Source organism: Photobacterium sp. 53610 (assembly GCF_036409375.1).
Classification (GTDB): domain Bacteria; phylum Pseudomonadota; class Gammaproteobacteria; order Enterobacterales; family Vibrionaceae; genus Photobacterium.
The window spans coordinates 50,900-68,020 of sequence record NZ_JAXOFS010000003.1 but is presented as its reverse complement, the minus strand read 5'-3'; the positions used below and the strand labels follow the sequence as shown (position 1 = coordinate 68,020).

Sequence of the window (17,121 nt, the reverse complement as noted above, 5' to 3'; positions counted from 1 at the left end):
TATCGACACCTTACTCATTAGACTTTAGTCGAATATCCGGTAAACGACGACCAGACGTCAAAAAGCCCGCCGGACACATGCCAGGCAGGCTTTGACAGAATGAATCAATTAACTGAAAGATCAGGCTTTCAGGGCACGTTCTCCGCGGGCAATACCGACAACTCCGCTTCGTGCCACTTCAATGATCTCCGTGGCTTCGCTCACGGCATCCAGAAAGGCATCCAGCTTCTCACTGGTCCCTGCCAGCTGAACGGTATAGATCTGACTGGTGACATCGACAATCTGTCCGCGGAAAATGTCAGACGTGCGCTTCACTTCCGCACGGGCATAACCACTGGCCTTCACTTTCACCAGCATCAGCTCACGCTCGACGTGTTCTGAATCCGTCACATTGCTGACCTTCAGAATATCGATCAGTTTATGTAATTGTTTCTCGATTTGTTCCAGCGCGGCATCTTCAACGCTGGTGGTGATATTCAGACGCGACAACGTCGGGTCATCCGTTGGGGCAACGGTCAGCGACTCAATGTTATACCCACGCTGGGAGAACAGTCCCACCACGCGTGAAAGTGCACCCGGTTCATTTTCTAATAATACTGATACAATCCTGCGCATTAGGTTCTCTCCGTTTTACTCAGCCACATTTCACTCATGGATCCGCCTCGGATCAGCATCGGGTAAACGTGTTCTGTCTCATCCACGCTGATATCAACAAAGACTAACCTATCTTTCATTGCCAAAGCGCGTTCCAGCTCACTTTCCAGCTTCGCCGGATCAGAAATGCGGATGCCGACATGGCCGTAAGCTTCTGCAATTGCAGCAAAATCAGGCACAGAATCCATGTAGGAATGTGAATGGCGCCCCTGATAAATCATGTCCTGCCATTGCTTCACCATCCCCAGGAAACGGTTGTTCAGGTTGATGATTTTCACCGGAATATCATACTGCAGCGCCGTCGACAGTTCCTGAATATTCATCTGGATACTGCCGTCACCGGTCACACACAGGACTTCGGCATCCGGCAGCGCGAACTTGGCGCCCATAGCGGCTGGCAGACCAAAACCCATCGTCCCCAGGCCACCGGAGTTCAGCCAGCGACGTGGTTTATCAAACGGATAGTAGAGTGCGGCAAACATCTGGTGCTGACCCACATCCGATGCCACATACGCGTCACCTTTGGTCAGTTTGTGAAGCATTTCAATGACCTGCTGAGGTTTGATGCGCTCTCCGTCAGTCTGATAACTCAGACACTTGCGGGCACGCCAGGATTCAATCTCACTCCACCACTCATCCAGTGCAGCTTTGTCATTGGTTCCCTGCTGCTCTTCCAGCAGTTTCAGCATACTGTTCAGGACCGCATCAGCCGAGCCGACAATCGGGATATCGGCTTTCACCGTTTTGGAAATCGACGACGGGTCGATATCAATATGCATGATCGTGGCGTTCGGACAGTATTTTTCCAGATTATTGGTGGTCCGGTCGTCGAAGCGCACGCCAATCCCGAAAATCAGATCGGAATTGTGCATGGTCATGTTCGCTTCATAGGTGCCGTGCATCCCCAGCATCCCCAGACTGTGGTGGTGCGTCCCCGGGAAAGCGCCCAGCCCCATCAGGGTACTGACCACAGGAATATTCAGACTTTCAGCCAGCTTCAGCAATTGTTGCTCGCAACCGGACATAATGGCGCCGCCGCCCACGTACAGTACCGGCTTCTTCGCAGCCAGCAGAGCTTTCAGACCACGCTTGATCTGACCTTTGTGCCCCTGCAGAGTCGGGTTGTAGGAGCGCATGCTGATCGCTTCCGGGTATTTGTACGGGTATGTTTTAGCGGGATTGAGCATGTCTTTCGGGATATCAACTACCACCGGGCCGGGACGGCCGCTGGATGCGATGTAGAAAGCTTTCTTGATGATGGCCGGGATATCTTCAGTGCGCTTCACCAGAAAACTGTGCTTCACGACCGGACGGGAAATCCCGACCATATCGCATTCCTGAAACGCATCGTTTCCGATCAGATCACTCATCACCTGACCCGACAGGACAACCATCGGGATAGAATCCATGTATGCGGTCGCGATGCCGGTGATCGCGTTGGTGGCACCCGGGCCTGAGGTCACCAGGACCACGCCCACTTCGCCCGTCGCACGGGCATAGCCGTCTGCCATATGCACGGCTGCCTGCTCATGGCGCACCAGCACGTGCTCGATGTCGCTCTTCTCGTGCAGCGCATCGTAAATATCCAGAACAGAACCGCCAGGGTAACCGAAGATATGCTTTACGCCTTGATCGATCATTGAACGAACGATCATATCGGCGCCGGACAACATTTCCATATTCTTGCCTCCAGGTCGTGTATACCTGCGCCTGCACCGTAGTTCTGACCTGAAGTTGCCGGTTGTTCATGACGAGCTGGGGCCGTCTTTCCTTGCCGGAGCAGCAGGGAAGACAGTCATACCGGGTTACGCCAGATTACCGAGCGGGTCTGCCGTCAGAAGTTGCCGCCGATTGAGGTTGCGGCTGACATGACAGACTCTTCAAAGTCAGTGATACAGACGGGTATAACATAGTTAGGGCTTATCTTTAGCCTAAAGAAATCCAATGTGTTTTTCGTGCTATGCGCCTGCCAGGGGATGTTCCCCCCGGCAGAACCCGTGGACCAACATAACGTTTTTTCACCGCTGGCGTCTATTCCCCACAGCCATTTCGTGGTTATTTTCTGTACTAAATAAGAATCACCTTATTAATAGCCATCGCGTGTTATATAAACAGAATAATGAACTAATTTTGACCAAACAGAACAGTTGATATCACCTGAACAAAGTCAGGAAAAACAGGAAATCTGACAGAAAATCATGAAAAAGAGAGGCGTGTGTGACTAAAGCGCTGGCAGCAGCCTGACAAACAGGCTGCTGATTCATCCCCAAACGATGCGAGCAAGTGATTTGAACTCGCGATGCGGACAAACGATGAGAATTAGCGAAGTGAACAAGCTGACTGAGCAGACTCTGGGGCGACAGCGGTGAAGCTACCGACCCTCAGTGCTGCGGCGGCTCTTTCCGGTGACTCTCTTTGTACATGGCTTCAATTTGCTTGTGGTAGCGCTCAAGAATGACCTTACGGCGCAGTTTCTGTGTCGGAGTCAGCTCACCGTCATCCATAGAAAAAGCTTTCGGCAGCAGGGTAAATTTCTTCACCTGCTCAAACTTGGCCAGATCTTTCTGCAGCTCGGCAATCCGTTTTTCAACCATCGCCAGAATCTGGCTGTTTTTCAGCAGTTCCAACCGGTTGTGATACTTAATATTCAACTCCCGGGCATGGCTTTCCAGAGTCTCAAAACAAGGGACCACCAGCGCAGACACAAACTTCCGGGCATCCGCAATCACAGCAATCTGTTCGATCAGGGTATCCTTACCAATCGCTCCCTCAATCACCTGCGGGGCAATATATTTCCCGCCTGAGGTTTTCATCAGTTCTTTGATCCGATCGGTAATGAACAGATTGCCCTGCGTGTCAAAGGCCCCGGCATCACCGGTTTTCAGGAAGCCGTCCTTGGTAAAGTTCGCGGCTGTTTCTTCCGGCAGTTTGTAATACCCCCGCATGACCATCGGCCCCCGGACCAGAATTTCGTTATTCTCGCCAATCCTGACTTCTGCACCGGGCATCACGGTTCCGACGGAGTCTGCATTAAACGCCCCGTCATCCCAGCAGGAAATGGTGGCCGTCGTTTCCGTCATACCGTAGCCCAGCTTGACGTTAATTCCGATCGCATGGAAGAAACGACCAATGCCTGCATCCAGCTTGGCACCGCCGCATGGCATAAACTTGATCCGGCCGCCCAGCACATCCCGCAGTTTCGACAGCACCAGCTTGTCTGCCGCTCTGTGCGCCAACTTCAGCAACGCAGACGGTTGTCGCTGCTGTTGACGGCACGCTGCCATCCGGCTGCCTATCGCAACCGCAGCATGAAACAGTGCACGGCGGTGAACCGGCGCTTTGGCAACTTTGGCCTGCACGGCTCCATAAATTTTCTCATAGACACGCGGCACTGCGGACATCACGTTTGGCCGCACTTCGACCAGCGCTTCACGCACGGCATTGGTGTCCGTCAGGTAGCAGTTGATGCCGCCCCGATGTAACACATAGAAGGTCCAGGCCCGCTCGAACACATGGGACAGCGGCAGGAAGCACAGAGATATATCTCCCTCACTGAGGGCCAGTCGCTGATCATGACCTTCAAGCTGAGCTGCGAAGTTGGCATAATCCAGCATCACCCCTTTCGGCGTGCCTGTGGTCCCCGAGGTATAAATCAGGGTCAGCAAATCTTCCATCCGGCAGTCATCCAGTCGTGCCGCCAATTCATCCGGATCAGCCTGCGTCGACTCAGAGACAAACTGAGCATAATCACATACCTGCGGTACTTCCGTTTCACAGTCCCCTTCCATCAGCACAATGCGCTCGAGTTGCGGACATTCGGCGGCAACGGCCAGCGCCGCATCAAGCTGTGCCTTTTCCCCCACAAACAGCACCCGGATATCGGCATTGTTGATGATGTAAGCCGCCTGCTGAGGCGTACTGGTCGGGTATATCGGCACCGTCACACCACGCAGATAAAGGGTTGCCAGATCAGCGATAGTCCAGCGCACCATATTCGGAGAGAAAATACCGATTTTATCCTGAACACCAACTCCCTGAGCCAGCAACGCCAGCGCCAGCTGATGCACCTGTTCCCCCAGCGCGTGCCAGCTGATATCCCGCCACTGACCATTCTGCGGATAACGAAGTGCTGTGTTCGGTCCCAGACGATTGATTTGCTGCCGGATGCGGTGAACGATGTGGTACTCGAGTTGTGACATATACTGCTCTGCCGTGTTGTTAGCTTACAGCTGTTCGCTGAAGGAGCGGAAAGTCTACTGATCGGACGTCAAAAGGCAACAGCCCCGTAAAGAGTTTAGAGCAGAATGCCGCATGGCTCTCACTCTGCCTTACGGCCGCTGCTTTCAGGAGACACAGGGGTCATGAATTCATGAAAAAACAGCCGCTTCCTGACAAAGGGAGCGGCCGTTGATTTCAGTAACTGCGATGAGTAACTGCTTTGAAAAGATGCAAGCAGGCAAAAGTGCAGCTTGGCCTGGCTGTGCCGATGTATAGCGGTGCCGTGCTCTGACGTGCCGTGTCTCAGCAGGTTTCAGCTTCACAGATTGCCAACAGCTGCTCACGCAACCACTGATGACCTTTATCTTTTTGCGATGAATCGTGCCAGCTCAGATACCCGCTGATACTTTTCCCTTCAAACGGCAATGTCAGTAACTGCAGCGACAGTGTCTCTGCCATAGAAGCCGCCAGCCACCTTGGCACCACAGCGATCAGTTCAGACTGACCGACCACATAGAGAATATTGCTCAGGCTTCCACCCTGATAAGCGACCTGGCAGCCAGGAGACAGCTGGTACACCGTCTCGGCAAATCCTCTCGCACCGGGAACAGATTTCAGTACGGCATGTTTTTCCCCGGCAAATTCTTCGGCGTTGAGGGTGCCCTGCAGACGCGGATGATTTCCGGCGGCAACGACCACCAGTTCGTCTCTGAACAACTCGGTGGAGGTGACCCCCTGCTCGTCAAAACGCAGGTAATCAATCACAAAGTCCAGCTCCTGATAACGCAGTTTCTGAACCAGATCAATCTCAACCCCGGCTTCCAGAGCAACCTGTACTTTGGGAGCGGCATCTGCCAGCTGACGCAGGATGTGAGGCGCAAAGCGCATATCCAGCGGACTGCAGACCGCAACTCTGAACAGCCGGTTCGAGGTTTCCGGCAGGAAAGCTGCAGACGGCAGTTCATTCTTAATCAATTGCAAAGCCTGGCGGACCGGACCGAATAATTGCTTGGCCCGAACCGTCGGCTGAATTCCCCTTCCATGGCGGACAAACAGCTCATCATCGAAGGTCGATTTCAGTCGGGCAACGGCATTACTGACTGCGGGCTGGGACATACCCAGATTATGTGCTGCCCGGGTGATATTCTGCTCCTGCATCACCGCATCGAATACTGTCAGCAGATTCAGATCAATGTTCCGCAGACCCGACCCCATGGTCATATTGTCTGCTGCTTGGAAAGACATACCTCTACGCGCCATTTCTGACCTCTTCTTCGAATCATCCAGAGAACCATGCTCACAACATCCGGCAGCACAGCGCCCTCACATACCCATCGAAAGCTGGGGGAAATCAGTATTATTCAAAAGATTGATGATACCAATACCGTCAAAGGCTCCAGCCTGATTCTAAGGGTATGAAAGCACCCGATATTGAACGATTGTCCAAAGAAAAACAAGCAGATATCCCGACTCTAAAAACATCTAAAAGGATATAAAACAATATGAGTAAATATAAAATTCAATGAGTTACGCGATTTTTGAACACCGGGAGCTGTACGCGCCCGGTGAAAATGGCGGGATCAATAAATACCAGTGATTATTGATTTCAGTCCGGTGGAATCGGCTGCCGGACCCAGATCTCTGACGGTTTCAAGTACAGGCTCCGGAAAACTGATCGGCTCCCATAACGACTGGCACAAATCCTGTGCCGTTTGCGTTTCCCCCTCCTGCACCCATTGCGCGACGGCCAGTGCAACATCCGGCCAGACAACCTGCCCCGGCGAATGGCTTGCAAGCCAGTTCCGCAACGCTCCGGCATCCAAAGCATGCATACTGGCTGCCAGTCCCATCAGCTCGAGAGTCGCCACATTACTCATTTGTTCGTATTGTCCCTGAAGCGGTTTCAGCAACAGTTTTTTGCCCAGGGCAATGGATTCAGACGGTAATTCAAACCCACCGTTGGCGATCACGCCGTCGCACACCGCCAGTCGCTGATGGAACCCGGTCCGGCTGAGCGCACAGACATAAACATTGCCCTGGCGCACATCCTGTTTGACTGAAGGGTGATAACAATAAAACGTGACGTCAGAGAAACGATGCAGCAGTGCCAGCACCTGTTGCAGGTCTTCAAACGGCAGGTAAACCAGTACCGAACCGTCAGTCGCGGGCGGCGGCGTATGTGACCGCGGGACGATCGGGGGCAGGATCGGTGCACCGAAGTGATACCAGTGCAGGCCGATTTGCTGGTCGGTGGGTGCAAAATAACGGATCAGTTGCCTGTCCAGCCAGCCTTCCCCTTCTTTGGGCACATCAAATAAAAATGCGCTCTGATGGCTGAGTCCGAGTGTACGAACACCCTGCCGCCGTGCTGCCCAGGCTGAGACCGGTTCAAAATCATTCAGCACCAGATCATAACCGCTGAGATCCAGTGCTTTCACTTCCCGCCAGAAGTTCACCAGGGAGTTCTGACAAAACGTTTTCCACTGATTGACCTTGCCCTGTTCCGTGACAAAGGTCAGCCCTTTTGCGGTACGGTAATCACCGAAACAATCCATGTCGAAGTACTGATCCGCCGCCCGGCCTGAGAAATGGAAATCAACCGCCACTCCCAGCTCTGAAAATGCCCGCGCCATTTCCCTCGCACGGGATATATGGCCATTTCCCGTCCCCTGGACGCCGTAAAGTATCTTCATATCGCCCCCTTGACGACATCAAAACACATCATGCCAAGCAGCGCGCCTGCCACAATGTCGGTAATAAAGTGCACACCCAGCAGCACACGGGAGAACCCAATGAGCATCGCCCAGGGCCAGACGATCCAGGCTGCTGCCGGGTAAAACGTTGAGATGAGGGAAGCCATCAGAAAAGCCGCCGCCGTATGTCCGGAAGGCAGACTGTATTTGTCCGAAGGCTGGATGAAACTGGGAAGCCGGGCCGGCCGGTTTCGTTTAAAAGTATTTTTCAGAACCAGATAGACAGGTAATTCCAGCAGAAAAGCCAGCAGGCCAATCGCCAGTACCTGACCGCCCTGCTGACCGTCCAGTCCCCAGGCCAGCAGGCCAAACATGACATAAAGTGGGCCATCACCGGAGCGTGAAATCAGACGGCTCAGCGTCGCCACCGGCTGATTGAAGCGGTGACACAAACATAAACTGGAAAAGGCGTAATCAAAGCGCTGGATGGGTGCCAATACGGTCACAGTCATAGCACTATTCTCCTCATAATCCATAAAGCCAGACTAGGAAGCAGAGATGACAACCGGGTGACGATTTCGAGGAAGGATAATGACAATGCACACCAATGTGGGGCTGTGCGCGTTTCTGTTCAGCGGCCTGCCCGCAGCCAAAACTGCCCGGTCTGCGAATAAAGATGCAATTAAGGCTTGACGCTTGTCTGCACAATCTGATATTCCTTTGGTCAACAACACAGCGGAAAAATAAAATGCAAACACAATTCATCCTTCTACTCAGCCTACTCCTTATCGTGAACAATCGCGTGGGTAGCTGATGGGTGAAATTCACCGCTAAAGTTTCAGAAGAACCCGCGCACTAAGCGCGGGTTTTTCGTATCAGGCCCGGCGCAAAGGACGCGAACAAGCCATGATTAAACAGGCAGGCCAATAAAAGGAAGCAATCATGAACAACGATCAGGTCATCATTTTCGACACCACCTTGCGCGACGGCGAACAGGCGTTGTCCGCCAGCTTAACCGTCAAAGAAAAATTGCAGATCGCTTATGCGCTGGAGCGCCTGGGCGTTGATGTGATTGAAGCCGGTTTCCCGGTTTCCTCGCCGGGCGATTTTGAATCGGTCCAGACCATTGCAAAGCACATCAAAAACAGCCGGGTCTGCGCCTTGTCCCGAGCAGTCACCAATGACATTGATGTCGCCGCCGAGTCGTTAAAAGTTGCCGAAGCCTTCCGTATCCACACCTTCATTTCCACCTCCACCATCCATGTTCAGGACAAACTGCGCCGCAGCTACGATGACGTCATCGAGATGGGCGTTGCCGCCGTCAAACGCGCCCGCAAGTATACGGATGATGTGGAATTTTCCTGTGAAGATGCTGGCCGGACACCGATTGATAACCTGTGCCGCATGGTCGAAGCTGCCATCAAAGCCGGTGCCACCACAGTCAACATCCCGGACACCGTAGGTTACACCCTGCCCAGCGAATTCGGCGGCATCATTACCCAATTGTTCAACCGGGTGCCAAACATTGATAAAGCAGTGATTTCCGTCCACTGCCACGACGATCTGGGGATGTCCGTTGCCAACTCCATGTCAGCCGTGCAGGCCGGTGCCCGTCAGGTCGAAGGTACCATCAACGGCATTGGCGAACGCGCCGGGAACTGCGCACTGGAAGAAATCGCCATGATCATCAAAACCCGGGCGGAGTTGCTGGGTGTCACCACTAATATCAAGCATGAGGAAATTTCCCGCACCAGCCGCCTGGTCAGCCAGTTGTGCAACATGCCGATTCAGTCCAACAAAGCCATTGTCGGTGCCAATGCCTTCAGCCACTCCTCCGGTATTCATCAGGACGGCGTTCTGAAGAACAAGAACACATACGAAATCATGACCCCTGAATCCATCGGTCTGAAGAATCAGGCGCTGAACCTGACCAGCCGTTCCGGCCGCGCCGCAGTGAAGAGCCATATGGATGCCATGGGCTACACCGAGCAGGACTACAGCCTGGATACCCTGTATGCCGACTTCCTGAAACTGGCCGACCGCAAGGGTCAGGTCTTCGACTACGACTTAGAAGCCCTGATGTACTTCGCTAACCTGCGTGCAGAAGACGATTTCTACAAACTGAACTACCTGAGCGTCCAGTCTGGCAGCGTGATGGCAACCACCAGCATCAAACTGCAATGCGGTGAAGAAGAGAAATGCGAAGCCGCCGTCGGAAACGGTCCGGTCGACGCCCTGTATCAATGCATTTACCGCCTGACCGGCTACGAGATTGTGCTGGAGAAATTCGAACTGACAGCCAAAGGTGAAGGGGAAGACGGTCTGGGTCAGGCCGATATCATCGCCAACTACAAGGGCCGTAAATACCACGGCACCGGTCTGGCAACCGACATTGTTGAAGCCTCAGGTCAGGCGTTGCTGCATGTGATTAACAGCATTCACCGCGCCGAACAAATCGAAGAAATTAAACAAAAAGCTAAAATGGAGACTGTATAACCATGGCAGGTCAAAGCTATCAAATTGCTGTGTTACCCGGCGACGGGATTGGCCCGGAAGTGATGCGTCAGGCGCATAAAGTGCTGGATGCCGTCGAAGAAAAGTTCGGCTTCACCCTGGCCCGTGAGGAGTTTGATGTCGGTGGCATTGCCATCGACAATCACGGCTCACCACTGCCAGAGCAGACCCTGAAAGGCTGCGAAGCTGCCGACGCCGTTCTGTTCGGCTCGGTCGGCGGTCCGAAATGGGAACACCTGCCTGCCAATGATCAGCCAGAGCGCGGTGCACTGCTGCCGCTGCGCAAACACTTCCAGCTGTTCTGTAACCTGCGTCCGGCGCAGATCCACAGTGGTCTGGAAGGATTTTCTCCGCTGCGTGCTGACATTTCTGCCCGTGGTTTCGACATCGTGGTGGTCCGCGAACTGACCGGCGGGATCTACTTCGGCCAGCCGAAGGGCCGCGAAGGGGAAGGCGCGATGGAAAAGGCCTTCGATACCGAGGTCTATCACCGTTACGAGATTGAACGGATTGCCCGGATTGCCTTTGAATCTGCACGCCTGCGCCGTAAAAAAGTCTGCTCAATCGACAAAGCCAACGTGCTGCAAAGCTCAATCCTGTGGCGCGAAGTGGTGGAACAGATCGCCAAAGATTATCCGGATGTCGAACTGAGCCACATGTACATCGACAACGCTACCATGCAGCTGATCAAAGATCCGTCCCAGTTCGACGTCATGCTGTGTTCCAACATCTTCGGCGACATCATCTCAGACGAGTGCGCCATGATCACCGGTTCCATGGGCATGCTGCCGTCAGCGAGCCTGAACCAGGACAAGTTTGGCATGTATGAACCTGCAGGCGGTTCCGCACCGGATATCGCAGGCAAAAACATCGCCAATCCGGTGGCACAAATCCTGTCGGCAGCCCTGATGCTGCGCTACAGCCTGGGTGAAGAAGAAGCGGCACGCGCCATTGAGCAAGCCGTCTCTCAGGCACTGGAAGCCGGGGAACTGACTGCAGATCTGGCCGGAGACCGTCCGGCACTGTCGACCGACGCCATAGGCGACAAGATCGCAGCCTACATTCGTCAGGCGTAAGCTGAACCACGAGGAGCAAACGAGCAATGTCAAACACAACAACAGGCAAAACGCTGTACGAAAAAGTTTATGATGCCCACATCGTGGTCGAGGCTGAAGGCGAAAACCCGATCCTGTATATCGACCGTCATCTGGTTCATGAAGTGACTTCTCCGCAGGCCTTTGACGGCCTGCGCGAAAAAAGCCGTCAGGTCCGCCAGACCGGCAAAACTTTTGCCACCATGGACCACAACGTCTCGACCCAGACCAAAGATATCAAGGCTTCGGGCGAGATGGCCCGCATCCAGATGGAAACGCTGGCGAAAAACTGCAAAGAATTCGGCGTCACACTGTATGACCTGAACCACAAATATCAGGGCATCGTGCACGTCATGGGGCCGGAACTGGGGATCACCCTGCCGGGCATGACCATCGTCTGCGGCGATTCCCATACCGCTACCCACGGTGCATTTGGCTCACTGGCCTTCGGTATCGGCACGTCTGAGGTTGAACATGTGCTGGCGACCCAAACCCTGAAACAGGCCCGCGCCAAGACCATGAAAATTGAGGTCAAAGGCAAAGTCGCACCGGGGATCACTGCCAAAGACATCATTCTGGCCATCATCGGAGAAACCACTGCCGCCGGTGGAACAGGCCATGTGGTGGAATTCTGCGGCGAAGCCATTACCGACCTGACCATGGAAGGCCGGATGACGGTCTGTAACATGGCGATCGAACTGGGCGCCAAAGCCGGTCTGATTGCGCCGGACCAGACCACCTTCGACTACATTCAGGGCCGCCACTTTGCACCAACGGATGCCAACTTTGAAGCTGCCGTCGCATACTGGAAAACCCTGAAATCTGATCCGGATGCGCAGTTCGACAAAGTCGTCACCCTGAATGCCGCAGACATCAAACCTCAGGTCACCTGGGGCACCAACCCGGGTCAGGTGATTGCGGTGGACGAGCCAATCCCGGCTCCGGAAAACTTCAGCGATCCGGTCGAGCGTGCTTCTGCCGAGAAAGCTCTGGCCTACATGGGTCTGCAGGCCGGCAAAAAACTGTCAGACTTCCCGGTCGATAAAGTCTTCATCGGCTCCTGCACCAACTCCCGCATTGAAGATATGCGTGCCGCGGCCGCCGTTGCCAAAGGCCGCAAGGTTGCACCAAACGTTCAGGCGCTGGTGGTTCCCGGCTCTGAGCAGGTGAAAGCGCAGGCGGAACAGGAAGGTCTGGACAAAATCTTCATTGAAGCCGGTTTTGAATGGCGTCTGCCGGGCTGCTCCATGTGTCTGGCGATGAACAACGACCGTCTGGGTCCCGGGGAGCGCTGCGCTTCCACCAGTAACCGGAACTTCGAAGGCCGTCAGGGCCGTGATGGCCGCACCCATCTGGTGAGCCCGGCCATGGCAGCTGCTGCAGCTTGTGCCGGTCACTTCGTGGATATCCGCGAGCTGGACCAAGAAACCCTTGCGACCGCCTAACAGAGCCACCGCCTAACAAGAGAAGGAAAATACCCATGGCAGGAATTCAACAACATACCGGACTGGTGGTGCCGCTGGATGCCGCGAACGTCGACACTGACGCCATCATTCCGAAACAGTTTTTACAGAAAGTAAACCGCATTGGCTTTGGCAAGCACCTGTTCCACGACTGGCGTTTTCTGGACGATGCGGGTGAGCAACCCAATCCGGAATTTGTCCTGAACTACCCGCGCTATCAGGGTGCCAGCATCTTGCTGGCCCGGGAAAACTTCGGCTGTGGTTCTTCCCGCGAACACGCCCCGTGGGCGCTGGCGGATTACGGCATCAAAGTAATGATTGCACCCAGCTTTGCCGACATCTTCTACGGTAACTCAATCAATAACCAGATGGTGCCGGTACGCCTGACGGAAACGGAAGTGAACGAAATCTTCCAGTATGTCGAAGCCAATGAAGGCGCCGAAGTGACGGTTGATCTGGAAACCATGACGGTCAGTGCCAACGGCAAATCGTATTCATTTGAAATCGACGAGTTCCGCCGCCACTGCCTGCTGAACGGTCTGGACAACATTGGCCTGACGCTGCAACACGAAGATAAAATCGCGGAATATGAAAGCAAGATCCCGGCTTTTTTAGCCTGATCTATACTCAAGAGTCAGCCTCAGACACCCTGCTCCGGCAGGGTGTTTTGTTCAGGTCTGCAGGCAAGACATCACACGAACCAGAAAGAAACGCGTTTCCTTTCGGTCTCTTAGATATCAACCATCTACAGAGGTGTTCACATGTTTTCGTTCCGCCGGGCTCTGCCTTTATTCACTGTCCTGATTTTACTCAGCTTCTCATCAGCCCCCATGGCCGCGCCAAAAGCCGACCTCTGGCCGTTCTGGCAAACCAGCAACCCCAAAAGCACCACCACAGTGGATCACAGCGTCTGGCAAAGTCTGCTGAACACCTACCTGCTCGTCGCCCCACAACAGACCCGTTTTCGCTACGCTGCAGTCAGTCCACAAGATAAAAGCAGCCTGAATCAGTATATTGCCGGGCTGACCTCACGCGATCCCCGTCGTTTAAACCGCAATGAGCAGTTCGCATACTGGGTGAATCTCTACAATGCGCTGACCGTCAAAGTGATCCTCGACCACTATCCGGTCAGCTCAATTACCAAGCTGGGGGGGCTGTTCAGTTTCGGGCCCTGGGATGAACAGCTGATCACCATTGACGGCAAAAAACTGTCCCTGAACGATATCGAGCACCGTATTCTCCGCCCGATCTGGCAGGACAAACGCATTCACTATGTGGTGAACTGCGCCAGTCTGGGCTGCCCGGATCTGCTGCCGGAAGTCATGCATGCCGACCAGATCAATGCTCAGCTCGACGGCGCCGCACGCCGCTTCACCAACAGCCCCAAAGGCGTCGATGACAAAGGCGGGCAAGTCCGGCTGTCTTCGATTTATGACTGGTATCAGTCTGATTTCGGCTCACTGACAGATCTGCAGAAACACCTCAACCGCTACCGTAAACAGCCGGTCACGCTCACCAGCCCAAGGTATGATTATGACTGGCGCCTGAATGAGATTCGCTAGTTCCCGGATCCCAGACTGGCATCCGCTAATAATTCCGGCTGGCAACCCGTGCCCGCCCCGTTTACAATGAGAGCCGTTCTCATGGGGAGTCTCCGGACTGAGATCGTGTCTGTTTATTCATATGCAGCACACGGGACCCATTGAACCTGAACCAGGTCATGCTGGCGTAGGAATTGAGAAACTGAAAGCACATCATTACTTTCCCTTTTCGTGACTTTCCTGGGACGTGCTCCCGCTCACTCAACGCCGCGCCTTGAAGAAATCGGAATTCCCTGCCAAGCAGGTACTCAGGAGCGCTTTGTGAAACACATACTGAAAGCTTTACCCTTACTGGTTGCCACCTCGTCTGCAGCCGCTGCTCAACCGACTCTGACGGTATACACCTACAGTTCGTTTACCGCAGACTGGGGCCCGGGCCCTGCAATTGAAAAAACCTTCGAAAAAGAATGTGGCTGTGATTTGCAGTTCGTTGCGCTGGACGATGGGGTGTCCATCCTCAACCGTGTCCGTCTGGAAGGCAAAAACACGAAAGCCGATGTCCTGCTGGGTCTGGACAACAACCTGATGACGGAAGCGAAGAAAACCGGGCTGCTGGCAAAAAGCGGTGTCGACACATCCGCTGTCACCATTCCGGGGGGCTGGCAGGATCAAACCTTCGTGCCTTTCGATTACGGTTATTTCGCCTTTATTTACGACAGCCAGAAGCTCAAGAACCCGCCAGCCAGCCTGAAAGCGCTGGTCGAACGTGACGACCTGAATCTGATCTATCAGGATCCGCGTACTTCGACCCCGGGTCAGGGGCTGATGCTGTGGGTGAAATCCGTCTACGGAGACCAGTCCTCTGATGCCTGGCAGCAACTGGCCAAGAAGACCGTGACCGTCACCAAAGGCTGGTCAGAAGCCTACAATATGTTCCTCAAGGGCGAGACCGATCTGGTGCTGTCTTACACCACTTCCCCGGCCTATCACATCATTGCCGAGAAGGAAGACAAATATAAAGCGGCCAACTTCAGTGAAGGCCACTACATGCAGGTGGAAGTTGCCGCTAAACTGAAGCACAGCCCAAATCAGGCGCTGGCGGATAAGTTCATGAACTTTATCCTGACGCCGGGCTTCCAGTCCCAGATCCCGACCGGCAACTGGATGTATCCGGTCACCGATCAGCCGCTGCCTGAAGCGTTCAAAGCACTGCCGCGTCCGGCCAAATCGCTGGAATTCAGTGCTGACGAAGTTGCGAAAGAGCGCAAAACCTGGGTCCGCGAATGGCAAACAGCCCTGACGCAATAATCCTGTAGGACTGACGTTGTTACTTTCCCGTTCCAGCCTGCCCGGCCTGCTGAGTGCCGGGCTCATTCTGATCCTGGTCGGCGGAGCGCTCAGCGCTCTGCTGGCGCAGGCGACCGACATCCGGCCGCTGGCGCTCTGGCAGGATCCTTACCTGCGCCATGTCACTGCATTCAGCTTTCAGCAGGCCATTTTATCAACGCTGCTGAGCGTGCTCCCGGCCATCCCAGTCGCTTATGCCCTGTCACGCCGCCGTTTTCCCGGCCGGGCGCTGCTGCTGCGCCTGTTCGCCATGACCGTCGTTCTGCCGGTTCTGGTCGCCGTGTTCGGTCTGCTGGCCATTTATGGCAACAGCGGCCTGCTGGCCCAGTGGCTGGCGACGCTGGAGATGAAACTGCCGTTCAGTATTTATGGCCTGAACGGCATTCTGCTGGCCCATGTTTTTCTTAACCTGCCGCTGGCCAGCCGGTTGATGCTGCAAAGTCTGGAAGGCATTCCCGCCGAACAGCATCAGCTCGCCGCACACTTAGGGATGCGAGGCTGGCCGCTGTTCCGGCTGGTCGCCTGGCCGCGGCTGCGTCAGCAACTGCCGCAGGTGGCAGGTCTGGTCTTCATGCTCTGTTTCACCAGTTTTGCCGTCATCATGTCTCTTGGCGGCGGCCCGAAAGCAACCACCATCGAGCTGGCCATTTATCAGGCGCTGCGATATGACTTTGATTTAGCCGCCGGTGCCATGCTGGCGCTTTGGCAGATGCTGCTTTGCTGCTCGCTGGTCCTCGTGAGTCAGCGCTTTGCCCGGCCACTGTCGACCCTTACCGGCCGGGTACAGCAGGGCCACCCGAACTATCTCGACAGCCGGGCGGCCCGATGCTGGGATGGATTCTGGATCGGTGCCGTGCTGCTGCTGGTGATACCGCCGATGCTGGCCGTGCTGAGTGCAGGGATCAACAGCAAACTGCCCGGCTTACTCAGTACGCCTGCACTCTGGCAGGCCGTCAGCCACTCGCTGCAAATCGCTGCACTGGCCTGCCTGCTGGCCCTGATCGGTGGGATTGCCATTCTCTGTGCCAGCCGGTTCTGGCGTTTGCAGCATTACAAAGCCTCAGCCGATGGCCTGGAGCTGATCGGCACCATCATTCTGGTCACGCCGGGCCTGGTGATCAGCACCGGGCTGTTTCTGTTACTGCGCGAGTTCACCGATGTATTTGCCTCGGCTTTCTGGGTGGTGGTCGCCGTCAATGCCCTGATGGCGCTGCCTTATGTCATCAAGACCCTGAGTCAGCCCATGCTGCATCTGGCCCAGCAGTACAACCCGCTGTGTCAGAGTCTGGGCATGCGCGGCCTGTCCCGGTTGTATCTGGTGGAATGGCGGGCGCTGCGCAAACCAGTCGCTCAGGCGATGGCAATCAGCTTTGTCCTGTCACTGGGCGATCTCGGGGCCATTGCCCTGTTCGGCAGTCAGGATTTTCAGACGCTGCCGCTCTACCTGTTCCAGCTGATGGACAGCTATCAGATGGATGCTGCTGCCGTTGCCGCACTATTCCTGCTGCTGCTCAGCCTGGGAATTTTTACTGCGGTGGAGCGCCTGCTCATATCCCGCACCGCTTCCTCCGTTCACGCTTCACATGGATAACCTATG

General features: G+C 54.8%; 13 protein-coding genes and 1 riboswitch. Of the genes, 7 read left to right on the top strand and 6 right to left on the bottom strand.

Features of this window, described 5'->3' with window-relative positions:
• Positions 1–120: 120 nt before the first annotated feature.
• The 6 genes from ilvN to SPK40_RS10215 all read right to left on the bottom strand — a co-directional run bounded on the left by ilvN (position 121) and on the right by SPK40_RS10215 (position 8,077).
• On the bottom strand, positions 121–615 hold the full coding sequence (ilvN, locus tag SPK40_RS10240) for an acetolactate synthase small subunit (RefSeq protein ID WP_036750099.1): 495 nt from the start codon (positions 613–615) through the stop codon (positions 121–123).
• Positions 615–2,333 (bottom strand): acetolactate synthase 3 large subunit, encoded by a 1,719-nt coding sequence (locus SPK40_RS10235; RefSeq protein WP_248141524.1) that lies wholly within the window; start codon positions 2,331–2,333, stop codon positions 615–617. The genes ilvN and SPK40_RS10235 overlap by 1 nt, the downstream gene beginning before the upstream one ends.
• Before the next feature lie 702 nt (positions 2,334–3,035).
• Positions 3,036–4,853, bottom strand: a complete 1,818-nt coding sequence (locus SPK40_RS10230; protein WP_330960411.1) for an AMP-dependent synthetase/ligase — start codon at positions 4,851–4,853, stop codon at positions 3,036–3,038.
• 322 nt (positions 4,854–5,175) lie between these two features.
• Positions 5,176–6,132, bottom strand: coding sequence for a transcriptional regulator LeuO (gene leuO / locus SPK40_RS10225; RefSeq protein WP_371929352.1), 957 nt, complete (start codon positions 6,130–6,132; stop codon positions 5,176–5,178).
• Positions 6,133–6,452: 320 nt separating this feature from the next.
• A complete protein-coding gene (locus SPK40_RS10220) occupies positions 6,453–7,565 on the bottom strand; it encodes an MJ1255/VC2487 family glycosyltransferase (RefSeq protein ID WP_330960410.1) in 1,113 nt (370 codons plus the stop codon).
• On the bottom strand, positions 7,562–8,077 hold the full coding sequence (locus tag SPK40_RS10215; protein ID WP_248141528.1) for a phosphatase PAP2 family protein: 516 nt from the start codon (positions 8,075–8,077) through the stop codon (positions 7,562–7,564). The genes SPK40_RS10220 and SPK40_RS10215 overlap by 4 nt, the downstream gene beginning before the upstream one ends.
• A 430-nt stretch (positions 8,078–8,507) precedes the next feature.
• Here SPK40_RS10215 and leuA point away from each other — a divergent pair, with 430 nt between their 5' ends.
• The 7 genes from leuA (at position 8,508) to thiP (ending at position 17,115) form a co-directional block, all read left to right on the top strand.
• The gene (gene leuA / locus SPK40_RS10210) at positions 8,508–10,061 is read left to right on the top strand and encodes a 2-isopropylmalate synthase (RefSeq protein WP_330960409.1); all 1,554 of its coding nucleotides are present in this window, start codon (positions 8,508–8,510) and stop codon (positions 10,059–10,061) included.
• A 2-nt stretch (positions 10,062–10,063) separates the two neighbouring features.
• A complete protein-coding gene (gene leuB / locus SPK40_RS10205) occupies positions 10,064–11,155 on the top strand; it encodes a 3-isopropylmalate dehydrogenase (protein ID WP_330960408.1) in 1,092 nt (363 codons plus the stop codon).
• A 26-nt stretch (positions 11,156–11,181) separates the two neighbouring features.
• The gene (gene leuC / locus SPK40_RS10200) at positions 11,182–12,618 is read left to right on the top strand and encodes a 3-isopropylmalate dehydratase large subunit (RefSeq protein WP_330960407.1); all 1,437 of its coding nucleotides are present in this window, start codon (positions 11,182–11,184) and stop codon (positions 12,616–12,618) included.
• Between the two features lie 35 nt (positions 12,619–12,653).
• Entirely contained in the window at positions 12,654–13,256 is a 603-nt protein-coding gene (gene leuD, locus SPK40_RS10195; RefSeq protein ID WP_330960406.1) for a 3-isopropylmalate dehydratase small subunit, read from the top strand.
• Between the two features lie 141 nt (positions 13,257–13,397).
• Entirely contained in the window at positions 13,398–14,198 is an 801-nt protein-coding gene (locus SPK40_RS10190) for a DUF547 domain-containing protein (RefSeq protein ID WP_330960405.1), read from the top strand.
• Positions 14,199–14,270: 72 nt separating this feature from the next.
• Positions 14,271–14,389, top strand: a riboswitch (TPP riboswitch).
• Positions 14,390–14,498: 109 nt separating this feature from the next.
• Positions 14,499–15,485 carry a thiamine ABC transporter substrate binding subunit gene (thiB, locus tag SPK40_RS10185; protein ID WP_442957565.1) on the top strand — a complete coding sequence of 329 codons (987 nt, stop codon included), beginning with the start codon at positions 14,499–14,501 and terminating at the stop codon, positions 15,483–15,485.
• Positions 15,486–15,501: 16 nt separating this feature from the next.
• On the top strand, positions 15,502–17,115 hold the full coding sequence (thiP, locus tag SPK40_RS10180) for a thiamine/thiamine pyrophosphate ABC transporter permease ThiP (protein WP_330960404.1): 1,614 nt from the start codon (positions 15,502–15,504) through the stop codon (positions 17,113–17,115).
• Positions 17,116–17,121 lie beyond the last annotated feature (6 nt).